Raw genomic sequence first — 17637 nt, 5'->3', positions numbered from 1 at the left:
CATTCTCGTACCTCAGGACTGCCTCATCATGTCATCAAATCTTTTATTGCCTGAAGAATCATCGTCGCAAACCCTACGCCGCCGATTCTTGGCTTTCGCAGGAACTGTAATCCTCGTCGCGACCTACCTGACCTTGATCACCACCCAGCCTATGGGAATCGTCGAGGGACTGGGACAGGGCGTTGCTCTCGGGACCTTCGCCGCTTACCTTGCAGCTGCCGTTCTTCTGTTGCTGGCGGTATTGCCTGATCTTCCTGTCTCCACCTTGACCTTGATTCCAGTAGCACTGGCGTTGAACATCATCCTTGGGCAGTTTGTCGGCTCGGTAATGATCCCTCTCTACATCGACTCCATCGGTACTGTCATTGTCGGCTTCCTGGCAGGACGCCGTGCTGGTGCTGCCACCGGTGTACTGAGCACCCTGGTTTGGTCGCTGTTTGCACCCACTGTTCTGCCTTTCGCGGCCGGTGCCGCACTTGTCGGTTTCCTTGCAGGAACCGCTGCACGTTACGGTGCACTGCGTCGCATCTACTTGGCGCCAATTGCTGGCCTAGTTGCCGGTGTTCTGGTTGGCGTGGTTTCCTCGCCGGTAGCGACCTTCGTTTACGGCGGCACCTCGGGCGTGGGTACCGGCGCATTGGTTGCCGCCTTTAACTCCATGGGTGACTCGCTGCTCTCTGCTGTCACCAAGCAGGCATTGATTTCGGATCCAGGGGATAAGGCAGTGGTCTTCCTGATCGCAGCTCTTCTGGTGTACGCACTGCCCAAGCGCTTGAGCGGCAGCTTCGCCTTTGTCCGTCGTTACCGGGTCTTGGGAAAGCGCGTCAGCAAGTAAGCGACAACCCATGCCCCGCACCATCAAACTTCACCCATTCACCATTCTGGCTCTTGCGATAGCAGTTATCACCATGACGACTGCTGCCAGCCTATGGTGGTTGAGCTGCGCCGTCATGGCACTGTGCCTGCTTATCGCGGGATGGGCGGGGCACCTGAAAAAGTTGGCAATTCTCAGCGGTGCCATGCTGCTGCCAACATTCCTTTCCTTGCTGTTGATTCATGGGCTGATCTCCCGGGATCAGTCTCCTGCCATTGCGCAGTGGGGGCTGCTGCGCGTGACCTTCCATGGTCTGGAAGTGGCGTTGTCGCTGGGCCTGAGGACGGCAGTTCTTGTCGTGGTTGGCCTGCTCTGCGGATTGCTCATCGACAAGCACCAGCTGGTGGCTGCCATTGATCTTTCGCCAGTTCCACCGCAGATGGGATATTTGTTGGCGGCGACGTTGTTTTTGCTACCGCAAATGGCGGAGAAGCAACGCCAGATTGGCGAAGCGCAAACCCTGCGCAATATGGGCACCGGAACTGGGCTGGCAGGGTGGTTCCAGCGCATGCGCCTGCGTGCGGTACCGCTGGTTCTTGCTTCCATGCAGGATGCTCAGGACCGTGCCGTTCACCTTTCGGCGAGAGGTTTTCCTGCCACGGGATCCAGAACCCGTTTGCGAACGGTCCCGGACTCTTCGGTCCAGCGTGGCATCCGGTGGGCTGCCTTGGTCTGCGCAGTGCTTGGACCGGTGCTGATCCTGGCGCTAGCAGGATTTGGGAGCAAGTAGTCATGCGCCGAAAACTCTCTCATCAATCTACCGCGGTACTTGGATTGAACCTTCGCAGCTTCGCCTACCTCGATGGGGCGGACGCAACCCTGCGGGACCTACAGCTGGATGTGCACCCAGGTTCCCTCACCGTAATTTCAGGGCACTCGGGCTCCGGTAAATCAACGCTGGGAGCAATACTTGCTGGCCTGCTGCCACGCCACGGCATGGATCAACTTGTCGGAACCGTCCATGTAGACGGAACCGAGATTGAATTTTCCCATTCTTCGACTCCACGCGTTGATGTCGCTCAGTGGGCCAAGCATGTAGGTCTACTGCCTCAAGATGCTGGACATTACCTATCCGGCATTCGAGGGACGGTCGCAGAGGAACTGGCGTTTTCGCTGGAAAACGCAGGCGTTCCGAGAGAACAGATGCATCGGCAAGTCACCCAGCTTGCCCGGAGGCTTCGCCTGGAGCATTTGCTGGAGCGAAATCCGAAGCAATTATCCGGCGGGCAAGAGCGGCTAGTCGCTTTGGCTGCGCTGGCTATTAGCGAGCCTGGAGTCCTTGTTCTGGACGAGCCACTGGCCGGGCTGGATAGGCATGCCACCGGACTTGTTTCAGAGATGATCAACAAGCTTCGCGCGAATGGAACGGCTCTCGTAGTGCTGGCTGACTCGATGCAGCCCTGGGCCCATGAGGCAGATCAGCTCTGGGCGTTGGACCGAGGGACTCTGCAACGGATCTCATCCGAGAAACTGCAACGTGAGCTTGAAAGCCCAACGACGCACCGCCAGCCAATACCTGCGGACTCGCGGATATTGCTGAAGGTGGACTCTGTGCACTTGGCTTATCCCGGTTCCACTAAACCCGTAATGCAAGATGTGAATCTTCAACTCCGATCTGGAGAATGCCTTGGCCTTGCGGGCGCCAACGGCTCGGGGAAGACGACCCTGCTCAAAGCCATTGCTGGTTTGCTTGAGCCCTCGGCAGGAACGCTGGGGACTTTCGGACAGACGGGGATGCTGCTTCAAAATTCTTCTGATCAGCTTTTTGAACGCACGGTTTTTCGAGAAGTGTCGTTTGGAATTCCAAAGAAAAGTGCAATGCTAAATCGTATCTCCGAGGTGCTCGCGCAACTAGGCCTTGAATCCTTTGCGCTAACCCACCCCTATGAGTTGCCCGCCTCCGCACGCAGGCTAGTGGCCTTGGCAACCGTGGTGATCCACAAACCGCAGATCCTGTTGCTGGACGAGCCGACTGAAGCCTTGGATGAAGCCGGAGAAGCCAAGCTCCGAGAAACTATCGCGGCGGTCTTGGAACGCGGGGGAGCGGTTATTCTCTCTACCCATGATAAGCGATTCATGGAAAGCGTTGCCCACCGGGTGCACCTGATGAGGTAATGGTGGCGAAGGAGACAGGTGTTTGATTGACACGTCATCGACTTTTGGGATGGATCGGAGTAGCGTCCAAGGTATGAGGCCAACGGAAATCCCGTGACCATCTCGAAACGGAAAGTGAGTGCATCATGGCTCAGTATGATGTGGCAGATCGTTCGGCAGTAGTTACCGGCGCCGGATCAGGTATCGGGCAAGCAATTGCAATTCTCCTGGCCGCCAACGGAACAAAAGTCGTTGTCCAGGACCTGAACGGCGAAGCTGCCCAGGGCACCGTGGGCACCATCAAGGCCGCAGGCGGAGAAGCGGTGGCTGTCGCTGGAGACGCAAGCTCCTCTGAGGTCATTGACGAAACCATCCAGGCAGCCAACGCCATGGCTCCACTGAAGATCGGTGTCAACAATGCTGGCATCGGCGGACGTGCTGCCAAGGTGGGCGAGCTCACCGATGAGGACTGGGACAAGGTCATCTCCGTGAACCTGAATGCCGTCTTCCGCGGAACCCGTGCCCAGGCCAACGCCATGAGCCAGAACGGTGGCGGTTCCATCGTGAACATGGCATCCATCCTCGGTTCCGTGGGCTTCGCCGGCAGCTCGGCCTATGTATCCACCAAGCATGCCGTGGTGGGCCTGAGCAAGACCGCCGCAGTTGAATACGCCACCGACGGGGTGCGCGTGAACAGCGTGGCTCCCGGATTCATCGAGACCCCGCTGCTGAAGCAGATGCCAAGAGACGCCTATGATGCCTTGGTTTCCAAGCACCCCATTGCCCGCGTGGGCCAGCCAGAGGAAGTGGCGGCTCTCGTCGCCTTCCTGGCCAGCGATGCTGCCTCCTTCGTCACCGGCAGCTATCATCTGGTCGACGGCGGCTACACCGCAATTTAGCGCAATCGCCTGAATCCGTGGATGCGGGGCACGCTAGCTCCGCATCCACGGATTGAGGTGCTGAGTGCTGTTAGCCAACTCATATTGTGCGCTGGAGAGGAATAAGTTGCTAGCGGCGGTAGTTACGCTGTGCAACTACAATTTCCACCTTCAGGAGTCTCACCCATGGATCTGTTTTCCCCTCTAGAGCTCGGCGACCTCAAGCTGTCCAACCGTCTGGTTATGGCACCGCTGACCCGCTCCCGCTCGGGCAAGGACGGCGTACCCAACGCCGACGTAGTCGAGTACTACCGCCAGCGCGCATCACTGGGTCTGATTGTCAGCGAGGGCACTTACCCGAGCTTTGCCGGCCAGGGCTTCGTCCGCCAGCCGGGCCTGGTCACCGAGGAGCAGATTGCCGGCTGGAAGAAGGTCACCGACGCGGTGCACGCCGAAGGCGGCCTCATCGTGGCCCAGGTCATGCACGCCGGACGTGTCACCCACCCTGAGACCACCGGTGCTGACTACGTCGAGGCGCCAAGCGCCATCGCGATTGAAGGAGAGTCGCGCACCTACACCGGCAAGCACGCGTATCCGGTTCCGCATGCCCTGGCCACCGAAGAACTCCCGAGGATCATCGAGGAATTCGTCACTGCTTCGCGCAATGCCATCGCCGCCGGATTCGACGGAGTGGAGCTTCACGGGGCTAACGGCTACCTGCTGCACGAGTTCCTGGCGCCTTCGGCCAACACCCGCACCGACAACTACGGTGGTTCCCCGGAGAACCGGGCCAGCTTTGTCATCGAAGTCGTGACCGCCGTAGCCAACGCCATTGGCGCTGGCAAGACCGGCCTGCGCATTTCGCCGGAACACAATGTCCAGGGTGCGGTAGAAAATGATCGTGCGGATGTGCTGGCTACCTACACCGCGCTGGTCCAGGGCATCGCGCCACTGGGGCTGGCCAACTTGAGCATCCTGCACCATGACCCAGCCGGCGAGCTGGTCCAGTCGCTGCGCAAGGCCTTTGGCGGACCGGTGCTGCTGAACACCGGCTTCGCGGAGATCACCACCTATGAGGAAGCCGCACGCGTGGTTGCCGAAGGCTGGGGCGAAGCGGTAGTCGTGGGACGCCCTGCGATTGCCAACCCGGATTTGGTGCGCCGGTGGAAGGAGCAGCTGCCGCTGAATGAACCAGATTTCGCGACCTTCTACACCGAAGGTCCCAAGGGCTACATCGACTACCCATTCTGGGAGAACTAAGTCTTCGAAATGACTGACTCAGGTTTGAGGAAGCCACCGCTTTCGTTCAATGTTTTGAACGAAAGCGGTGGCTTCTTTGTTTTACTGGATTACAAATCGTGAGCTAGAAGTGTTTGAGTTGTCGCGCAGAGATGTTCAACTTTTTGATAAAGCTTGCTCGGGAGTTCGCTGTTGCCGATAGCCTCTGATTCATTTTCGAGAACTTGTGCCAAACAGATGGGCAGAGCGTATGTCATCGCGCTGACCGTATTCCGCAACCACTCTTCATTGATCTTTGCTTCTCGAGCAAATCTTGACCAGTGTCGTGATGAGACTCGTCCGAACCTTCGCTCGCCCCCGATGGCCATGGCTGCCATCCGCAGTCCATCATTTCTCTTTGGGAAACCGTCATTATCAACGTGTTCGTAAGGCAAGCCAGACGCAATGTCGTAAAACGGTGCAAGCTGTACGCCACCGTCGGGAAGATGAAGTATCGAGTAGTTCTTGCCGTGTGCGTCGGGAGCCCCCAAAAGGTAATTTCCAATGAGGCCTTCAACGAATTTGTGGACTTCAGTTTCGGGAGCGCGGGCTTCCCGGAGGGTATTGATGATCTTTAATGCGCTGGGCCCTCGGTTCGACTCGTACTTATTGGTCGGTACGGTTGATGTGGCTTGGCAGAAGTCTTCCTGATGGACCCGGTAGACGGTGTTTCCCTCGACGAGCCGGTCGTATCGATTCACCACGATTGCCGATTGCCCGTCGAACTGCATGAAGCTGGTCTCGGCGACTTGCATCCCCACGAGTCCTAACGTCTTCAGGCACAGATGCTCATTGAGTGCCTGATCTCGAAAGTCTTGGATTCCAGGTTTGAAAATGTGGGTTGTCGGTTCACTGCCTGTGGCTTCATGCCACCCGTTTTGCCAGCGCAAAGCGAATTTGCTTTGGGCTCCAGCTAGTGACCATCGTTCGCGATTGACGGTCCACGATCCTCTTGGGGACGAAGACAAGGCCCTGATACGTTGACCGATTTCTTTGTCACTGCACGCCACCAGTTCACCGGGGATGTGAATGAACTCATCAATTTCATCCGGCCGTACGAACTGCACTGCGCCTGCACATTCAAACCCAATATGCTCAAGTAAGGCGAAGGGATTCTTTGCCGAAATGCCAAAGTCATCAGCGAACGACTGGCGGACAGCTTCGCCTTCCGGAATTAGCCCCTCGATGAACGGATCAGTAATAGAGCGCTGGTAAGGGGTCTCTCGATAGGGCATTGCCAGGGATAATCTGGCTTGTCTAGAATCTTGTGGGACGAATTGAAATTTTCTGTTACCAAAATGATCTTGTTGAAGGATTCCGACAGGCTGCCCGTATAAAAAGGTCACGAGTTCTTTCATCGCGGGCCCTGTTCGTTGTTCTCATCTTTATTGTCCGGTTCATTGCATTCGTCATTATCAAGAAGTGCTTGATCCTGCTCGCTTTCTACGTCGTTCGCTGTACTTGAGTTGCGATCGAAAGTCGAAGCATCTGAACTAGGCAACCCTTTTCTAAGGGACTGTTGCAACGCCGATTGACCGAGATCGGAGGCGGCTAGGTTTCGGATGCCTGTTTGGATGCGCAGTTCTTTGGCGAACTTTTGGAATGAGGATTCGCCGAGCCCCGATGCGGCTAGTTTTCGGAAGGCCGATTGACCTATGTTCGAGGGTGCCAATCTTGGGAAAGAGGACTGATCCAAACTCGAGGCTTTTCTAATTGCTTCCGACGCGGCCGGAGAGATACGAGCTATCGAATGGTAGCGGTCTTCATCTGATGACTCGATTTCGAGTTCAGCATTGAAAGAAAGATTTATTGATATCCCGAGTGCTTCAAAGGTATCTAACACCTTGCCGAGTTCAGCTCTCGTGCGTACACCCTGCTCCAGGCCTATAAGCCATTTGCGCGAAACGCCTGCGCGGTCGGCTAGGGCTTCTTGAGTGAGGCCGAGTTTCATCCGGGCATCATGCACGAATGCTCCGAGTTCCTTTTGGGTCGAAACGTCGCGATTCATGAAACCTCCTGTTGTGCACGTATATGCACATTATTATAAGTGAATGTACGTACACTTTTACGAAAGTGTACGTTTGTTCACTTTCATTAATGTGAATGAACGTGCACTTGGGCTTAGGTCACTGGACGACAGGGAGGTCTCAATAGCAAAAGCTTTTGCGTCAAATCGCTCTTGATGAGCTTTTTCATTTGCGCAGAGTCCAAGTCATCTCGATCGCTGAACTTCAGCACCGGAGAAGATATGAGGATTTTCGGCAGTCAGAAGTGCTCTTGGCACCTCAAAATAGGGGAGCTGAACGCAGGCCAGGCGTAAAGAGAGCCAGCTATGGGTCCCTCCAAAGCGATGGTATGAATTTCCCTTACTATCACTTTCTTAGAAAATGATAGTAAGGATCCGTGTTGCTATCACTTTCCGCTTGGTGGTTCGTGGTGGCGACGTAACCAGTCGAGGGGCAGCACGTGGAAAAAGGCGCGGATCAACGTTCCCGTCCGGCGTCATTGTCAGGGGCGACTGAACGCTTTGTTCGATGACCGATCCAGCTTTCCCAGACCGTATCCCCGTAACCGGTACAAGTCCGGTTGGGCCCCGCCGCATCGAGGCGTAACACAAACACCTCGAGGAGCGAGATGGGCAGACCGCAGAAGATTCCTACGAGCCCATCAGGGTTTCGGCGGCAATGCGCATATGCTCGGAGATTTCCGAGCTCACTGCGGCGCTGTCGCCAGCCTCGATGGTGTCCACCAGCTTGAAATGGCGTGCGACATCCATATTGCGCACCCCGCGTTCGTAGCCGCCGAACATGATGGACATGCGGATGGAGCCCTCAAGCTGCTCCCAGGCATGCAGCAGGGTGTCATTCTCGGACAGCCGGCACAGGGTGCGGTGGAACTCGAGATCCGCTTCGATCCGCTCCTCGATTTCATGGCCCGCGAGTTGCTCCATGGTGCTGACCGCGGCGCGCAGCTGCGCGAGCGCATCGGTAAGGTCTTCGCGCTGCAGCAGCGTCGTGGCCGCCAGGGTTTCCAGCGAGGCGCGCACCGCGAAGATGTCTTGGATTTCCTTGTTGTCCAGGTGGCGAACGGACAGTCGTCCGCGTTCTCCGGCGGACACCAATCCCTCCTGCTCCAGCTGGCGCAAGGCTTCGCGCAAGGTGCCCCGGCTGATCTGCATGGACGCAGACAGCTCGGTTTCCACCAGGTGGGTTCCCTGCTGCAATTCGCCGGTGGTGATGGCACGGCGCAACGCAATCAGGGCCTGCTCGCGCAGGCTCTTCTTGCGAAGGCCTACCAAGGAAGAATCGGCGATGGCCATGGAGCACCCCTAGGGATTGGAATTCAACTGTCGATTGTTAACTGTTGATTTTAGCGCCTTGGGAGGGTGCAGTGCGAGCACTGCACCCTCCCAAGACGAATCAGCAAGATGATCGAGGCAGATCTAGCTAAGCGCTGCCAGGACCTTGGACACAATCGCGCTGATCGACAACCCGTAGCGGTCATGGAGTGTCGGCAACGCGCCTGCGTTCAAGAATTCATCGGGCAGGCCGATGGGAATGACCTTAGAGGAAACCCCGCCGCGGATCATGGTGGAAGCCAGGGTCTCGAACAACCCGCCGATGACCGAGTGGTTCTCCAGTGTGACCACCAGGCGGTCCCCGCTGACCTCCTTCAGGACTGTTTCCGAGTCGAAGGGCTTGATTGTGGGGGAGTGCACCACCGAAACATCCACGTTGTGCTTGGCCAGTTCCTTCGCGGCGTCCAGCGCGCGCATGGTCATCAGGCCGCTGGAGACGAAGACGACGTCACGTCCACCGCGTAGTACTTTTGCCTTGCCCAATTCGAAGCTGTAGTCGTATTCATCCAGGACGGTAGGCACCTTGCCGCGCAGCAGGCGCAGGTAGGTTGGCCCTTCGCAAGCCGCTAGCTGCGGCACCGATTGCTCGATGTCCACCGAATCGCAGGGATCCACGATGGTCAGGTTCGGCATCCCGCGGAAGATGGCAATGTCCTCGGTGGCCTGGTGGCTCGGGCCATAGCCGGTGGTCAGCCCGGGCAGGCCGCCCACGATATTCACATTGAGGTTCGGCTCGGCGATATCCAGGCACAGGAAGTCATAGGCCCGCCGGGCCGCGAACACCGAATAGGTGGAAGCAAAGGGGATCATGCCGGTTTCGGCGAAGCCCGCGGCGGCCCCGAACAGCAGCTGCTCGGCCATGCCCATCTGGAAGAAGCGCTCGGGATGCTGCTGGGCGAAGATGTGCATATCCGTGTACTTGCCCAGATCGGCAGTCAGGCCCACGATGCGCGGATCCTGCTCGGCCGCCTTGGCCAGGGCATGGCCGAAAGGCGCTGGCGCGGTCTTCTGGCCGGGCTCCGCGAAGGAGGCAATCATGGCCGAGGTTTTCAGCCGTGGTTTAGCGGTGGCAGACATTTAGGAGTTGCTCCCTTCGAAGCCTTCGGTGAGTTGGTCGCGGCAGATCTGCCATTCGTTGTCTTCAATGCGCATGAAGTGGGCTTTCTCGCGGTTTTCCAGCAGCGGAACGCCGCGGCCTACCTTGGTGTCGCACAGGATGACCGAGGGGCGCGAGGCGAGGGCCGCTTGGGCCGCGATGTTGTCGAAGGCCTGCAGCAGCGCTCGCGGGTCATTGCCGTTGATCCGCTGGGCGTACCAGCCGAAGGCTTCCCATTTCTCGGTGACCGGTTCCGTGCGCAGCACGCCGGCGGTCGCGCCATCGGCCTGCAGGGCATTGATGTCCACCATGGCGGTCAGCTGGCCGAGCTGGTGGTGGGCGGCACCCATGGCCGCTTCCCAGGTGGAGCCTTCATCCAGTTCGCCATCGGAAAGGAAATTGATCACCCGCTGGGTCCTGTTCTGGTGGCGCAGTCCCAGGGCCATGCCCACCGCGACGGACAGGCCGTGGCCCAGGGAGCCTCCGGAGATTTCCATGCCGGGGGTGTAGGTGGACATTCCGGACATCGGAAGCCTTGAGTCATCCGAACCGTAGGTTTCCAGCTCCTCGACCGGAATGATGCCCGCTTCGGCCAGTGCGGCATAGAAGCCGATGGCGTAGTGGCCGGTGGAAAGCAGGAAGCGATCGCGGTCCTCCCAGTCCGGTTCTGCCGGACGGAAGTCCAGCTGGTCCGCGTAGACGGCCGCGAACATGTCCGCAGCGCCCAATGCTTGACCTACATATCCTTGGCCCTGCACCTCGCCCATGTTCAGCGAGTGGTGGCGGATGCGGTAGGCGGCGTCGCGGACCCTTTCGGTGCGCTGGCCCAAATTCAGCGTCTGGTTGTCGGTGGCTGCAATTGCCATGGGAAGTCCTTTCAGGAATTCAACGGGTCGGTGTCCGGGGTTGCTGCCCGGGGTCAGACGCAGCTTTTCTGCGGATTCGCGGCGATGGCCTGGTCGGCGAGACGCCGTTCGCGTGCGCCCCAGGTTTCCTTGGTGGCTAATGCCGCCCACAAGCCGATCAGCGCGTAGCTGATGAAGAGCGCGGCCGGGCCCATCCAGCCGAACTGCATGAAGAGCAAGGTGGTGATGAATGGCGTGAAACCTGAAACCATGGCTGAGATCTGGTAGGCCAGCGATGCGCCGGAAGAGCGGGTCTTGGCCTGGAAGAGCTCTGGGATCCAGGCACCCTGGGCGCCGGCCATGGAGTTCTGGCAGATTGCGTAGGAGATCACGATCGTGGCAATGATCATCAGGAACGAGCCAGTGTTGACCATCAGGAACATCGGAATGCCGAAGAGCGCGGCAAAGGCGCAAGCGAATAGGTAGACGGTGCGCCGTCCGACGCGGTCGGTGAGCCTGCCCCAGCGGTAGGTCGCGAAGATGCCAACGGCCGCGGCGATGCTCAAGGCGGTCAGCGTCTGCCAGTTCGCCGCCAAGCCGGTGGTGTGCAGGTAGGAGATCATGTAGGTGATGGAGACCGCGTAGCCTGCGGTCTCGGCAATGCGCAGCCCGATGCCGCGCAGGATATTGCGCCAGTCGGTGCGGATAACATCCATAATCGGCGACTTGACGATCTGCCCTGAGTTTTTGACATCGTCGAACACAGGCGACTCCGGGACCTTCGAGCGGATGACCAATCCAACGATGACCAGCAGGAGGCTGGCAAGGAACGGAACACGCCAGCCCCAGTCGCCAGGCAGTTGCACGCTGAGCAGGAACACCAGATTGGCCAGCAGCAACCCTACCGGGAATCCGGACTGGACGATCCCGGTGAACCTGCCCTTTTGCATCCATGGTGCGTGTTCATAGGTCATCAGGATTGCCCCGCCCCATTCGGCGCCGAAGGCCAGTCCTTGGACGATGCGCACAAAAACCAGGAGTGCTGGAGCCAGCACGCCAACTTGCTCATAGGTGGGCAGCAAACCGATGAAGAAAGTGGCCAGGCCCATGACGATCAGCGAAGTGACAAGCACCGGCTTGCGCCCGATTTTGTCACCGAGATGGCCGCCGATAATTCCGCCGAGGGGCCGGGCGGCGAAGCCTACGCCCAAGGTGGCGAAGGATGCCAGCGTTCCGAGCAGCGGATCGGTGCCCGGGAAGAACGCGTGGCCGAAATACAGGGCGGCCGCGGTGCCGAAGCCGATGAAATCGTAGGTTTCGATGGTGGCGCCAACGCTGGAGCCTATGGCGACGCGCTTGGCGTCCTTGGTGCCGTGGATCGGGCCACGCATTTCTAGAGCTTCACTGCTCATGGGTGGCTCCCTTCGTGAGTTGTGGGATGCGGGCAACTTTCATTGTTGACAGTCAACACTAATAGCAGTGTGAGTGTCGACACAAGTCCTGTCAAGAAGAAATTTAACAGTTGACTGTCAACAGTAAACAAAACTATCGTGGTGTGCACCACAAACTTCTGGTGCTCTCGCCCAGGGCAGCGCGCCGCAACCACCAAGTTCGCCTCATCGTTGTTCGGGCGAGCCGTATTGAAAGCAGGAATCCTATGAATCAAATCCAGCGCACTGCAGTACTGACCGGTGCCACCTCGCCACAGGGGATCGGCATCGAAACCGCCCGGCACTTGGCCCGGGAAGGCTGGGGAATAGCGATTCTGGATCTGGACCACTCCGCATCCGAGCGCGTAGCCGCGGAGATTGCAGAAGAATTTGGCGTGCCGGCATTCGGCCACGAGATCGACGTTGCCGACGAGTCCTCGGTCGCCACCGCACAAGCGGCAGTGGCAGCCCGCGTCGCCGCGGGGGAGCTGCCTCCTGCCGGCGCCGTAGTGAATATCGCGGGAATTACCTCCCCGGTGGATTTCCTGGATACGACTTTGGATATCTGGAACAAGATCATGAACGTCAACGCCACGGGCACGTACCTGGTCACCAAGGCATTCCTGCCGGAAATGATCGAGAGTGGATGGGGACGAGTAATCAACATGTCTTCCGTGTCAGCCCAACGTGGCGGCGGAGTCTTCGGCAAGGTCCCTTATTCCTCAGCGAAAGCGGCAATCCTCGGTTTCACCAAGGCGCTGGCCCGTGAGATCTCGGCTAGCGGCGTCACCGTCAACGCGATTGCACCAGGCGCTGTGGATACCAACATCCGTGTTGGCAGCACCGACGAGCAGGAAGCGGCCATTGCCGCGGGGATCCCCATTGGGCGCACCGCAACCACTGGAGAAGTCGCATCGGTCATCGGCTTCCTGGCATCCGAAGGTGCTTCCTACCTGACCGGCACCACCATTGACATCAATGGTGGCAGCCACATGCATTAGCAGTTCTGGGTCCGGGCAAGTTCAAGGAAAAGAAGAAGCCAGTGGCCACGCTCCGAAGAGTTCGAGGCGTGGCCACTGGCTTATTGTCATGTTCTGGCGGCCGTTAGCCGAACCAGGGCTTCTCGGCAGCCGCGAGCGTCCCATCGTTTTTGGCCATGTTCAGCCACTGGTTCACGTACTCCTGGAACTCGTCATCGCCCAGCGGCAGCAGATAGGCCTTCTGGGAGAAATTGAACGGCTTATCCGGGTGCACCGCACACAGCTCGGGGTGCTCGTTGGCCACCCACCGAGTTTCGGAGGCATCGGTGGTCATCACGTCGGCACGCCCGGCAATGATCTCATCGAAGATCTTGTTGTTGTCCTCGAAGCGGATGATCTCACCGTCGGGATAATTCGCATCGGCGAACTTCTCGTTGGTACCGCCGATCGGGGTGATGGAACGGACCCCGGGCTGGTTGATTTCCTTGATCGTGTCGTACTTCTCCACGTTCTCGCACAGGGTGATTGGCGTCTTGCCCTCGTCCAGCGTGGCTTCGCTGTAGTAGGCCTGCTGGGCACGTTCCATGGAAATGGAAACCCCGCCTACTGCCATATCGCACTTGGAGAGGAAGTCCGGCATCAAGTCTTTCCACGAGGTCTGGATGAACTCTGGTTCGACGCCCATGGTCTCGGCAAGATTTTTCGCCATCGTGATGTCGATTCCCGACCATTCCCCGGAATCCGGGTCGAGGTAGGTGAACGGACGGTAGTCGCCGGTGGTGCAGACCTTCAACGTTCCGGTTTCAACAACGCTATCCAGCCTGGTGCTGTCGGAAACTGGCTTCTGGACGTCGCCGGATTCCGGGGCTGGAGCCGAACAGCTTGAAAGGAACAAGGCTGCGCATAGGACCAGCAACGGCAACCGGCGGGTAATGGACGGATTCTTCTGTGAACTGTCGGTCATAGTCCATCAATCTATAAGCCGTCCAAGTCAGGGTGCAAGAGTCAAGTCCGTTTCGTGAATTCCCCAAATACGTGGGTGAAACGGAGTACTGATCAAGCTAGCGACAGGAGACACAGACGGTGTTCGTCTTATATCGGTTGCTCAAGCTAGACCCTTTCGACGCGACGTCGGCGAAATGCGCTTCATCTCGCCAACGTCGCTGAATTGCATGCGGACTACAATGTGGCTTCTGCGGATTGGCCTTCTTGGAATTGCCTCCCCGCACCGGTAAGCATCTCCGACAGCACAATCGCAAGTTCCTGCTGAGTTAGCAGCCCTGATGATAGTACCAACTCGGTCACTCCTTGCCCAGTGATCAGGGCTTCTTGAGCGATACGTGTTGCATTCTCGTAACCGATTCGTGGGCTGAGAGCAGTAACCAGCCCGATCGACTCAGTAACGCGTTGTTCGAGGAACTCTTTGTTAGCAGTGATTCCATCGATGCATTTATCTGCCAGCATTCGACTAGCGGCACCGAGTTGCTGCAAATTCGCAAAGAGTGCCCTGGCGATTATTGGTTCGAAGGCATTGAGCTGGAGCTGTCCGCTTTCGGCTGCCAATGTCACGGTGACATCGTTACCGATTACTTCGAAAGCCACCTGGTTAACCGCTTCCGGGATAACAGGGTTCACTTTACCGGGCATTATGCTCGAACCAGCCTGCCTTGCTGGCAGATTGATTTCATTGAACCCGGAACGTGGCCCTGAGGACAGAAGCCTGAGATCGTTGCACGTTTTGGATAATTTGACCGCGACACGCTTCAGGATCCCAGACAGCTGAACGAAGACTCCAACGTCTGAAGTTGCTTCGACAAGATTGGCAGCCGATACCAGGCTATCGATCCCGGTAGCTGATCTAAGCGCGTCGATTGCATGTGCACGGTATTCTGGGTGAGCGTTCAGCTCGGTACCGATGGCAGTGCCCCCGAGATTCAACTCGTGCAACAGCAAGCGTCCTTCGCGGAGCCGGGCCTCGTCTTCACCAAGAGTTACTGCATAGGCCAAGAATTCTTGTCCAAGTGTCATCGGTACTGCATCTTGGAGCTGCGTTCGGCCCATTTTGATGACGTTGGCGAACTCTTCCGCTTTCCGTTGCAATGCACGTCTCAAGTGGGCCAAACTCTCCAGGAGACTGAGAATATGGTTGTCCAACGCAAGCTTGAGCGCTGTCGGGAACACATCATTCGTACTCTGACCCATGTTTACGTCTTGGAGCGGATGAAGGAACTCGTATTGGCCCCTTTTGTAGCCAAGATGTTCCAAAGCCCGGTTGGCGACAACCTCGTTGGCATTCATATTTGTCGAAGTCCCAGCACCGCCTTGGATCATGTCTACGATGAACTGGTCGTGTAACTTTCCTGAGCGTATTTCGTCACAAGCCAAGATGATTGCATCTGCCTTCTCAGCACTCAGCTGCCCGGTGGCTTTATTTGCGATCGCGGCGGCCTGCTTAACGGCGGCCAGAGCAGCAATGAAGACGGGCTGCGAACTGAGCACCGATCCGCTGAGCTGGAAGTTCTCGGCGGCACGGGCCGTGTGCACACCGTAGTACGCATAGCTGGGGATTGCGTAGTTTCCAATGAGATCGTGTTCGATTCTGGAACCTGCATGGGAAGCGCTAATTAGTGGCATGGTGATGTCAACGGCTTTCATTCGCGAGGTGGACTAGGCGACCTTCGAGGGCAGTCGCTACAACTTTGTAGCGGAAACTATTTCCCCGGAAGGGATTATTATCGGACTTCGAATACCGGTTTTCAGAAGTTACTGTCCACTGCTGATCTTCAATTAGGCAGAATGAGGCAGGTTCTCCGACGGCTAGCGGGCGCCCTGCGAATTCGCTGATACCGCCTATCCGCGCCGGCGCCTCAGACATGACAGCTGCGACGAGATTCCAATCCAGATGTTCTGCATCCTCTAGCACTTTGGCAACAACGGACAGTGCGGTCTCGAGTCCAGTCATTCCGAAGGGAGCATCGCACCAGTTTCTGGCTTTTGTTTCCGCAGTGTGCGGGGCATGATCAGTGGCGACAGCATCAATGGTTCCGTCCAGCAACGCCGCGCGCAAGGCCAGCACGTCATCCACTGAGCGCAAAGGCGGGTTGACCTTGTAACGGGTATCTGCAAGAGCTGCCAGCTCATCGGAGAGCAACAGATGATGCGGGGTGACCTCAGCGGTAACCGGCCAACCTTGCGATTTTGCCCAGCGGACTATGTCTGCTGATCGACGCGTCGATATATGGCAAACGTGCAAATGGGCACCGGTTTCTGCGGCCAGGATGGCATCCCTGGCGATAATCGTTTCTTCGGCAACTCCCAGCCACGCCGGAATCCCAGTCGATTGGGCAGCTGGACCGGCATTGATCTGTCCTTGACCTGCCAAATCGGCGCTTTGGGCATGCTGAGCAAGAACTCCGCCAAATGCGGCAACAGCTTGAAGTCCCTGGCGAGTGAGATTGGCGTTGTCAAGGCATCGGCCATCATCTGAAAAAATGTGTGCTCCGGCGGCGGCCATTTCTGCGTAGGGAGCGGATTCATTTCCTTCCAAGTTTTTCGTCAGGGCGCCAACCGGATGTACACGGCACGCACCATGGAGGTTGGCTAATGCGACTAGGTTCCGAACGCGCTCAGCTGAATCCGTGACAGGATCGGTATTGGCCATCGCGAACACGTCGGTGTAGCCTCCTGCCGTCGCCGAGCGTGTTCCGGTCGAGATGGTCTCAGCCGCTTCACCGCCGGGTTCTCTGAGATGGGTGTGGAGGTCGACGAATCCTGGCATCATGATCAGTCCTTGGCAATCCACTACCTGGGCCTCTGGATTGCGAGCTTGATCCTGGGAAACGAAAGAAACGAACTTTCCATCAGAAATCAGGACATCAGCTGGCGGGCCACCATAGGGAAGGACGCCGGTGAGAATCATGTCGCCGAGGGATGAGCCGATGCTCCAGTGTGCAGCGGCCGTTTTCATGGGACCTGCAATTCTGGGGAAACCGGGGTCCAAGAGAAAACGGGACCATCGTTGCAGATCAGAGGGCTTTCATCTCCTTCACTGCGAGCCCCTGAAGCGCATCCGTGGCAGTAGCCCAAGCCGCAGGCCATATGGGCCTCCACAGAGACTTGGATTTTCGCATCCCAACGGGAAGCCAGGGCTTCACACAACTTCGTGAGTCTTTCTGAACCACAAGTCATGATGACCTGTGGGGGATTGGAATCAAGATCAGAGGTAAGCGTGGCAAATAGCGCTTCTGGTGTGCTTGTGCCTTCGACATCGGTAACTTCATATACCTTTGCGCCATTGTCCCGGTAGAAATCCGCGCCAATCAATGCCGTAGAGTCTCTTGCACTGGTCACTGCTGTGATCTGGAGATTCCGCTTGGCGTTATGCTGCGCGACGGTGGTCAATGAGCAGGTGCCGATTCCCCGTCCGATAAGCAAAACGCGCTGTACATTCTCTTCGATTTCAAATGCCCGGCCCAAGGGGCCGACAACGAACATTTCCTCGCTCACTCGGAAGGATTTAAGCCGTTCTGTGCCAGATCCGACAACGCCATAGAAAACTTCGATATTTCCGCTGTCATCGTCGGTAGAGTAAATTGCCATGGGTCGTGGCAAAGCAGGCGTGGCTTCACCCTTGCGGGCAGCGGTCAACATCAGAAATTGGCCTGGTTGAGCAGACTCGGCTATAGCGGGGGCATGCAGCGTGAGGGCCATGTAGCGGTCCCCGAGCGGACGATGGTCTATGACCTGATAATGACCGGCGGTGGCTCGTGGGCGTGGTTTGCGTGGCAATTTGGCCAGTTCCCAG

The 17637-nt window shown here is 57.7% G+C and carries 16 protein-coding genes; 6 read left to right on the top strand and 10 right to left on the bottom strand.

The genetic code is table 11. The features are described 5' to 3' along the window. The first annotated feature begins 28 nt into the window (after window positions 1-28). The 5 genes from AARI_RS16945 to AARI_RS16925 all read left to right on the top strand — a co-directional run bounded on the left by AARI_RS16945 (window position 29) and on the right by AARI_RS16925 (window position 5106). Window positions 29-835: a hypothetical protein gene (locus AARI_RS16945; RefSeq protein WP_049862688.1), complete on the top strand. Its 807-nt coding sequence runs from the start codon at window positions 29-31 to the stop codon at window positions 833-835. 10 nt (window positions 836-845) lie between these two features. Beyond that, window positions 846-1604 carry an energy-coupling factor transporter transmembrane component T family protein gene (locus tag AARI_RS16940; RefSeq protein ID WP_013350465.1) on the top strand — a complete coding sequence of 253 codons (759 nt, stop codon included), beginning with the start codon at window positions 846-848 and terminating at the stop codon, window positions 1602-1604. A gap of 2 nt (window positions 1605-1606) precedes the next feature. After that, the gene (locus AARI_RS16935; RefSeq protein ID WP_013350464.1) at window positions 1607-2989 is read left to right on the top strand and encodes an ABC transporter ATP-binding protein; all 1383 of its coding nucleotides are present in this window, start codon (window positions 1607-1609) and stop codon (window positions 2987-2989) included. A 125-nt stretch (window positions 2990-3114) separates the two neighbouring features. Then, entirely contained in the window at window positions 3115-3867 is a 753-nt protein-coding gene (locus AARI_RS16930) for an SDR family NAD(P)-dependent oxidoreductase (RefSeq protein WP_013350463.1), read from the top strand. Window positions 3868-4032: 165 nt separating this feature from the next. Next, window positions 4033-5106, top strand: a complete 1074-nt coding sequence (locus AARI_RS16925; protein ID WP_013350462.1) for an alkene reductase — start codon at window positions 4033-4035, stop codon at window positions 5104-5106. 89 nt (window positions 5107-5195) lie between these two features. Here the strand turns inward: AARI_RS16925 and AARI_RS16920 are convergent, their stop codons facing one another. The 6 genes from AARI_RS16920 to AARI_RS16895 all read right to left on the bottom strand — a co-directional run bounded on the left by AARI_RS16920 (window position 5196) and on the right by AARI_RS16895 (window position 11835). Then, window positions 5196-6482, bottom strand: a complete 1287-nt coding sequence (locus AARI_RS16920) for a type II toxin-antitoxin system HipA family toxin (protein WP_013350461.1) — start codon at window positions 6480-6482, stop codon at window positions 5196-5198. After that, window positions 6479-7132 (bottom strand): helix-turn-helix domain-containing protein, encoded by a 654-nt coding sequence (locus AARI_RS19000; protein WP_013350460.1) that lies wholly within the window; start codon window positions 7130-7132, stop codon window positions 6479-6481. Before AARI_RS19000 ends, AARI_RS16920 begins: the two co-directional genes overlap by 4 nt. 648 nt (window positions 7133-7780) lie before the next feature. Beyond that, window positions 7781-8443 carry a GntR family transcriptional regulator gene (locus AARI_RS16910; protein ID WP_013350459.1) on the bottom strand — a complete coding sequence of 221 codons (663 nt, stop codon included), beginning with the start codon at window positions 8441-8443 and terminating at the stop codon, window positions 7781-7783. Between the two features lie 123 nt (window positions 8444-8566). Continuing rightward, window positions 8567-9559: a transketolase family protein gene (locus AARI_RS16905; protein WP_013350458.1), complete on the bottom strand. Its 993-nt coding sequence runs from the start codon at window positions 9557-9559 to the stop codon at window positions 8567-8569. After that, window positions 9560-10444: a transketolase gene (locus AARI_RS16900; RefSeq protein ID WP_013350457.1), complete on the bottom strand. Its 885-nt coding sequence runs from the start codon at window positions 10442-10444 to the stop codon at window positions 9560-9562. Between the two features lie 53 nt (window positions 10445-10497). Then, complete coding sequence (locus AARI_RS16895; protein WP_013350456.1) at window positions 10498-11835, bottom strand: MFS transporter; 1338 nt, start codon at window positions 11833-11835, stop codon at window positions 10498-10500. Between the two features lie 245 nt (window positions 11836-12080). Here AARI_RS16895 and AARI_RS16890 point away from each other — a divergent pair, with 245 nt between their 5' ends. Then, window positions 12081-12854 (top strand): SDR family NAD(P)-dependent oxidoreductase, encoded by a 774-nt coding sequence (locus AARI_RS16890; RefSeq protein ID WP_013350455.1) that lies wholly within the window; start codon window positions 12081-12083, stop codon window positions 12852-12854. A gap of 103 nt (window positions 12855-12957) precedes the next feature. Here the strand turns inward: AARI_RS16890 and AARI_RS16885 are convergent, their stop codons facing one another. From AARI_RS16885 to AARI_RS16870, 4 genes are all read right to left on the bottom strand, one after another. Further along, the gene (locus AARI_RS16885) at window positions 12958-13797 is read right to left on the bottom strand and encodes a transporter substrate-binding domain-containing protein (RefSeq protein WP_013350454.1); all 840 of its coding nucleotides are present in this window, start codon (window positions 13795-13797) and stop codon (window positions 12958-12960) included. A 215-nt stretch (window positions 13798-14012) separates the two neighbouring features. Continuing rightward, window positions 14013-15488: an aspartate ammonia-lyase gene (locus AARI_RS16880; protein ID WP_231849407.1), complete on the bottom strand. Its 1476-nt coding sequence runs from the start codon at window positions 15486-15488 to the stop codon at window positions 14013-14015. Next, a complete protein-coding gene (locus tag AARI_RS16875; RefSeq protein ID WP_041650344.1) occupies window positions 15475-16752 on the bottom strand; it encodes a dihydroorotase in 1278 nt (425 codons plus the stop codon). The genes AARI_RS16880 and AARI_RS16875 overlap by 14 nt, the downstream gene beginning before the upstream one ends. Window positions 16753-16796: 44 nt before the next feature. Beyond that, the gene (locus AARI_RS16870; protein ID WP_162094129.1) at window positions 16797-17543 is read right to left on the bottom strand and encodes an iron-sulfur cluster-binding protein; all 747 of its coding nucleotides are present in this window, start codon (window positions 17541-17543) and stop codon (window positions 16797-16799) included. Window positions 17544-17637: the final 94 nt, after the last annotated feature.

It is taken from the genome of Glutamicibacter arilaitensis Re117 (genome assembly GCF_000197735.1).
GTDB lineage: Bacteria > Actinomycetota > Actinomycetes > Actinomycetales > Micrococcaceae > Glutamicibacter > Glutamicibacter arilaitensis.
Note: the sequence above shows the minus strand (reverse complement) of the source record. Positions and strands in the feature narration are given on the sequence as shown.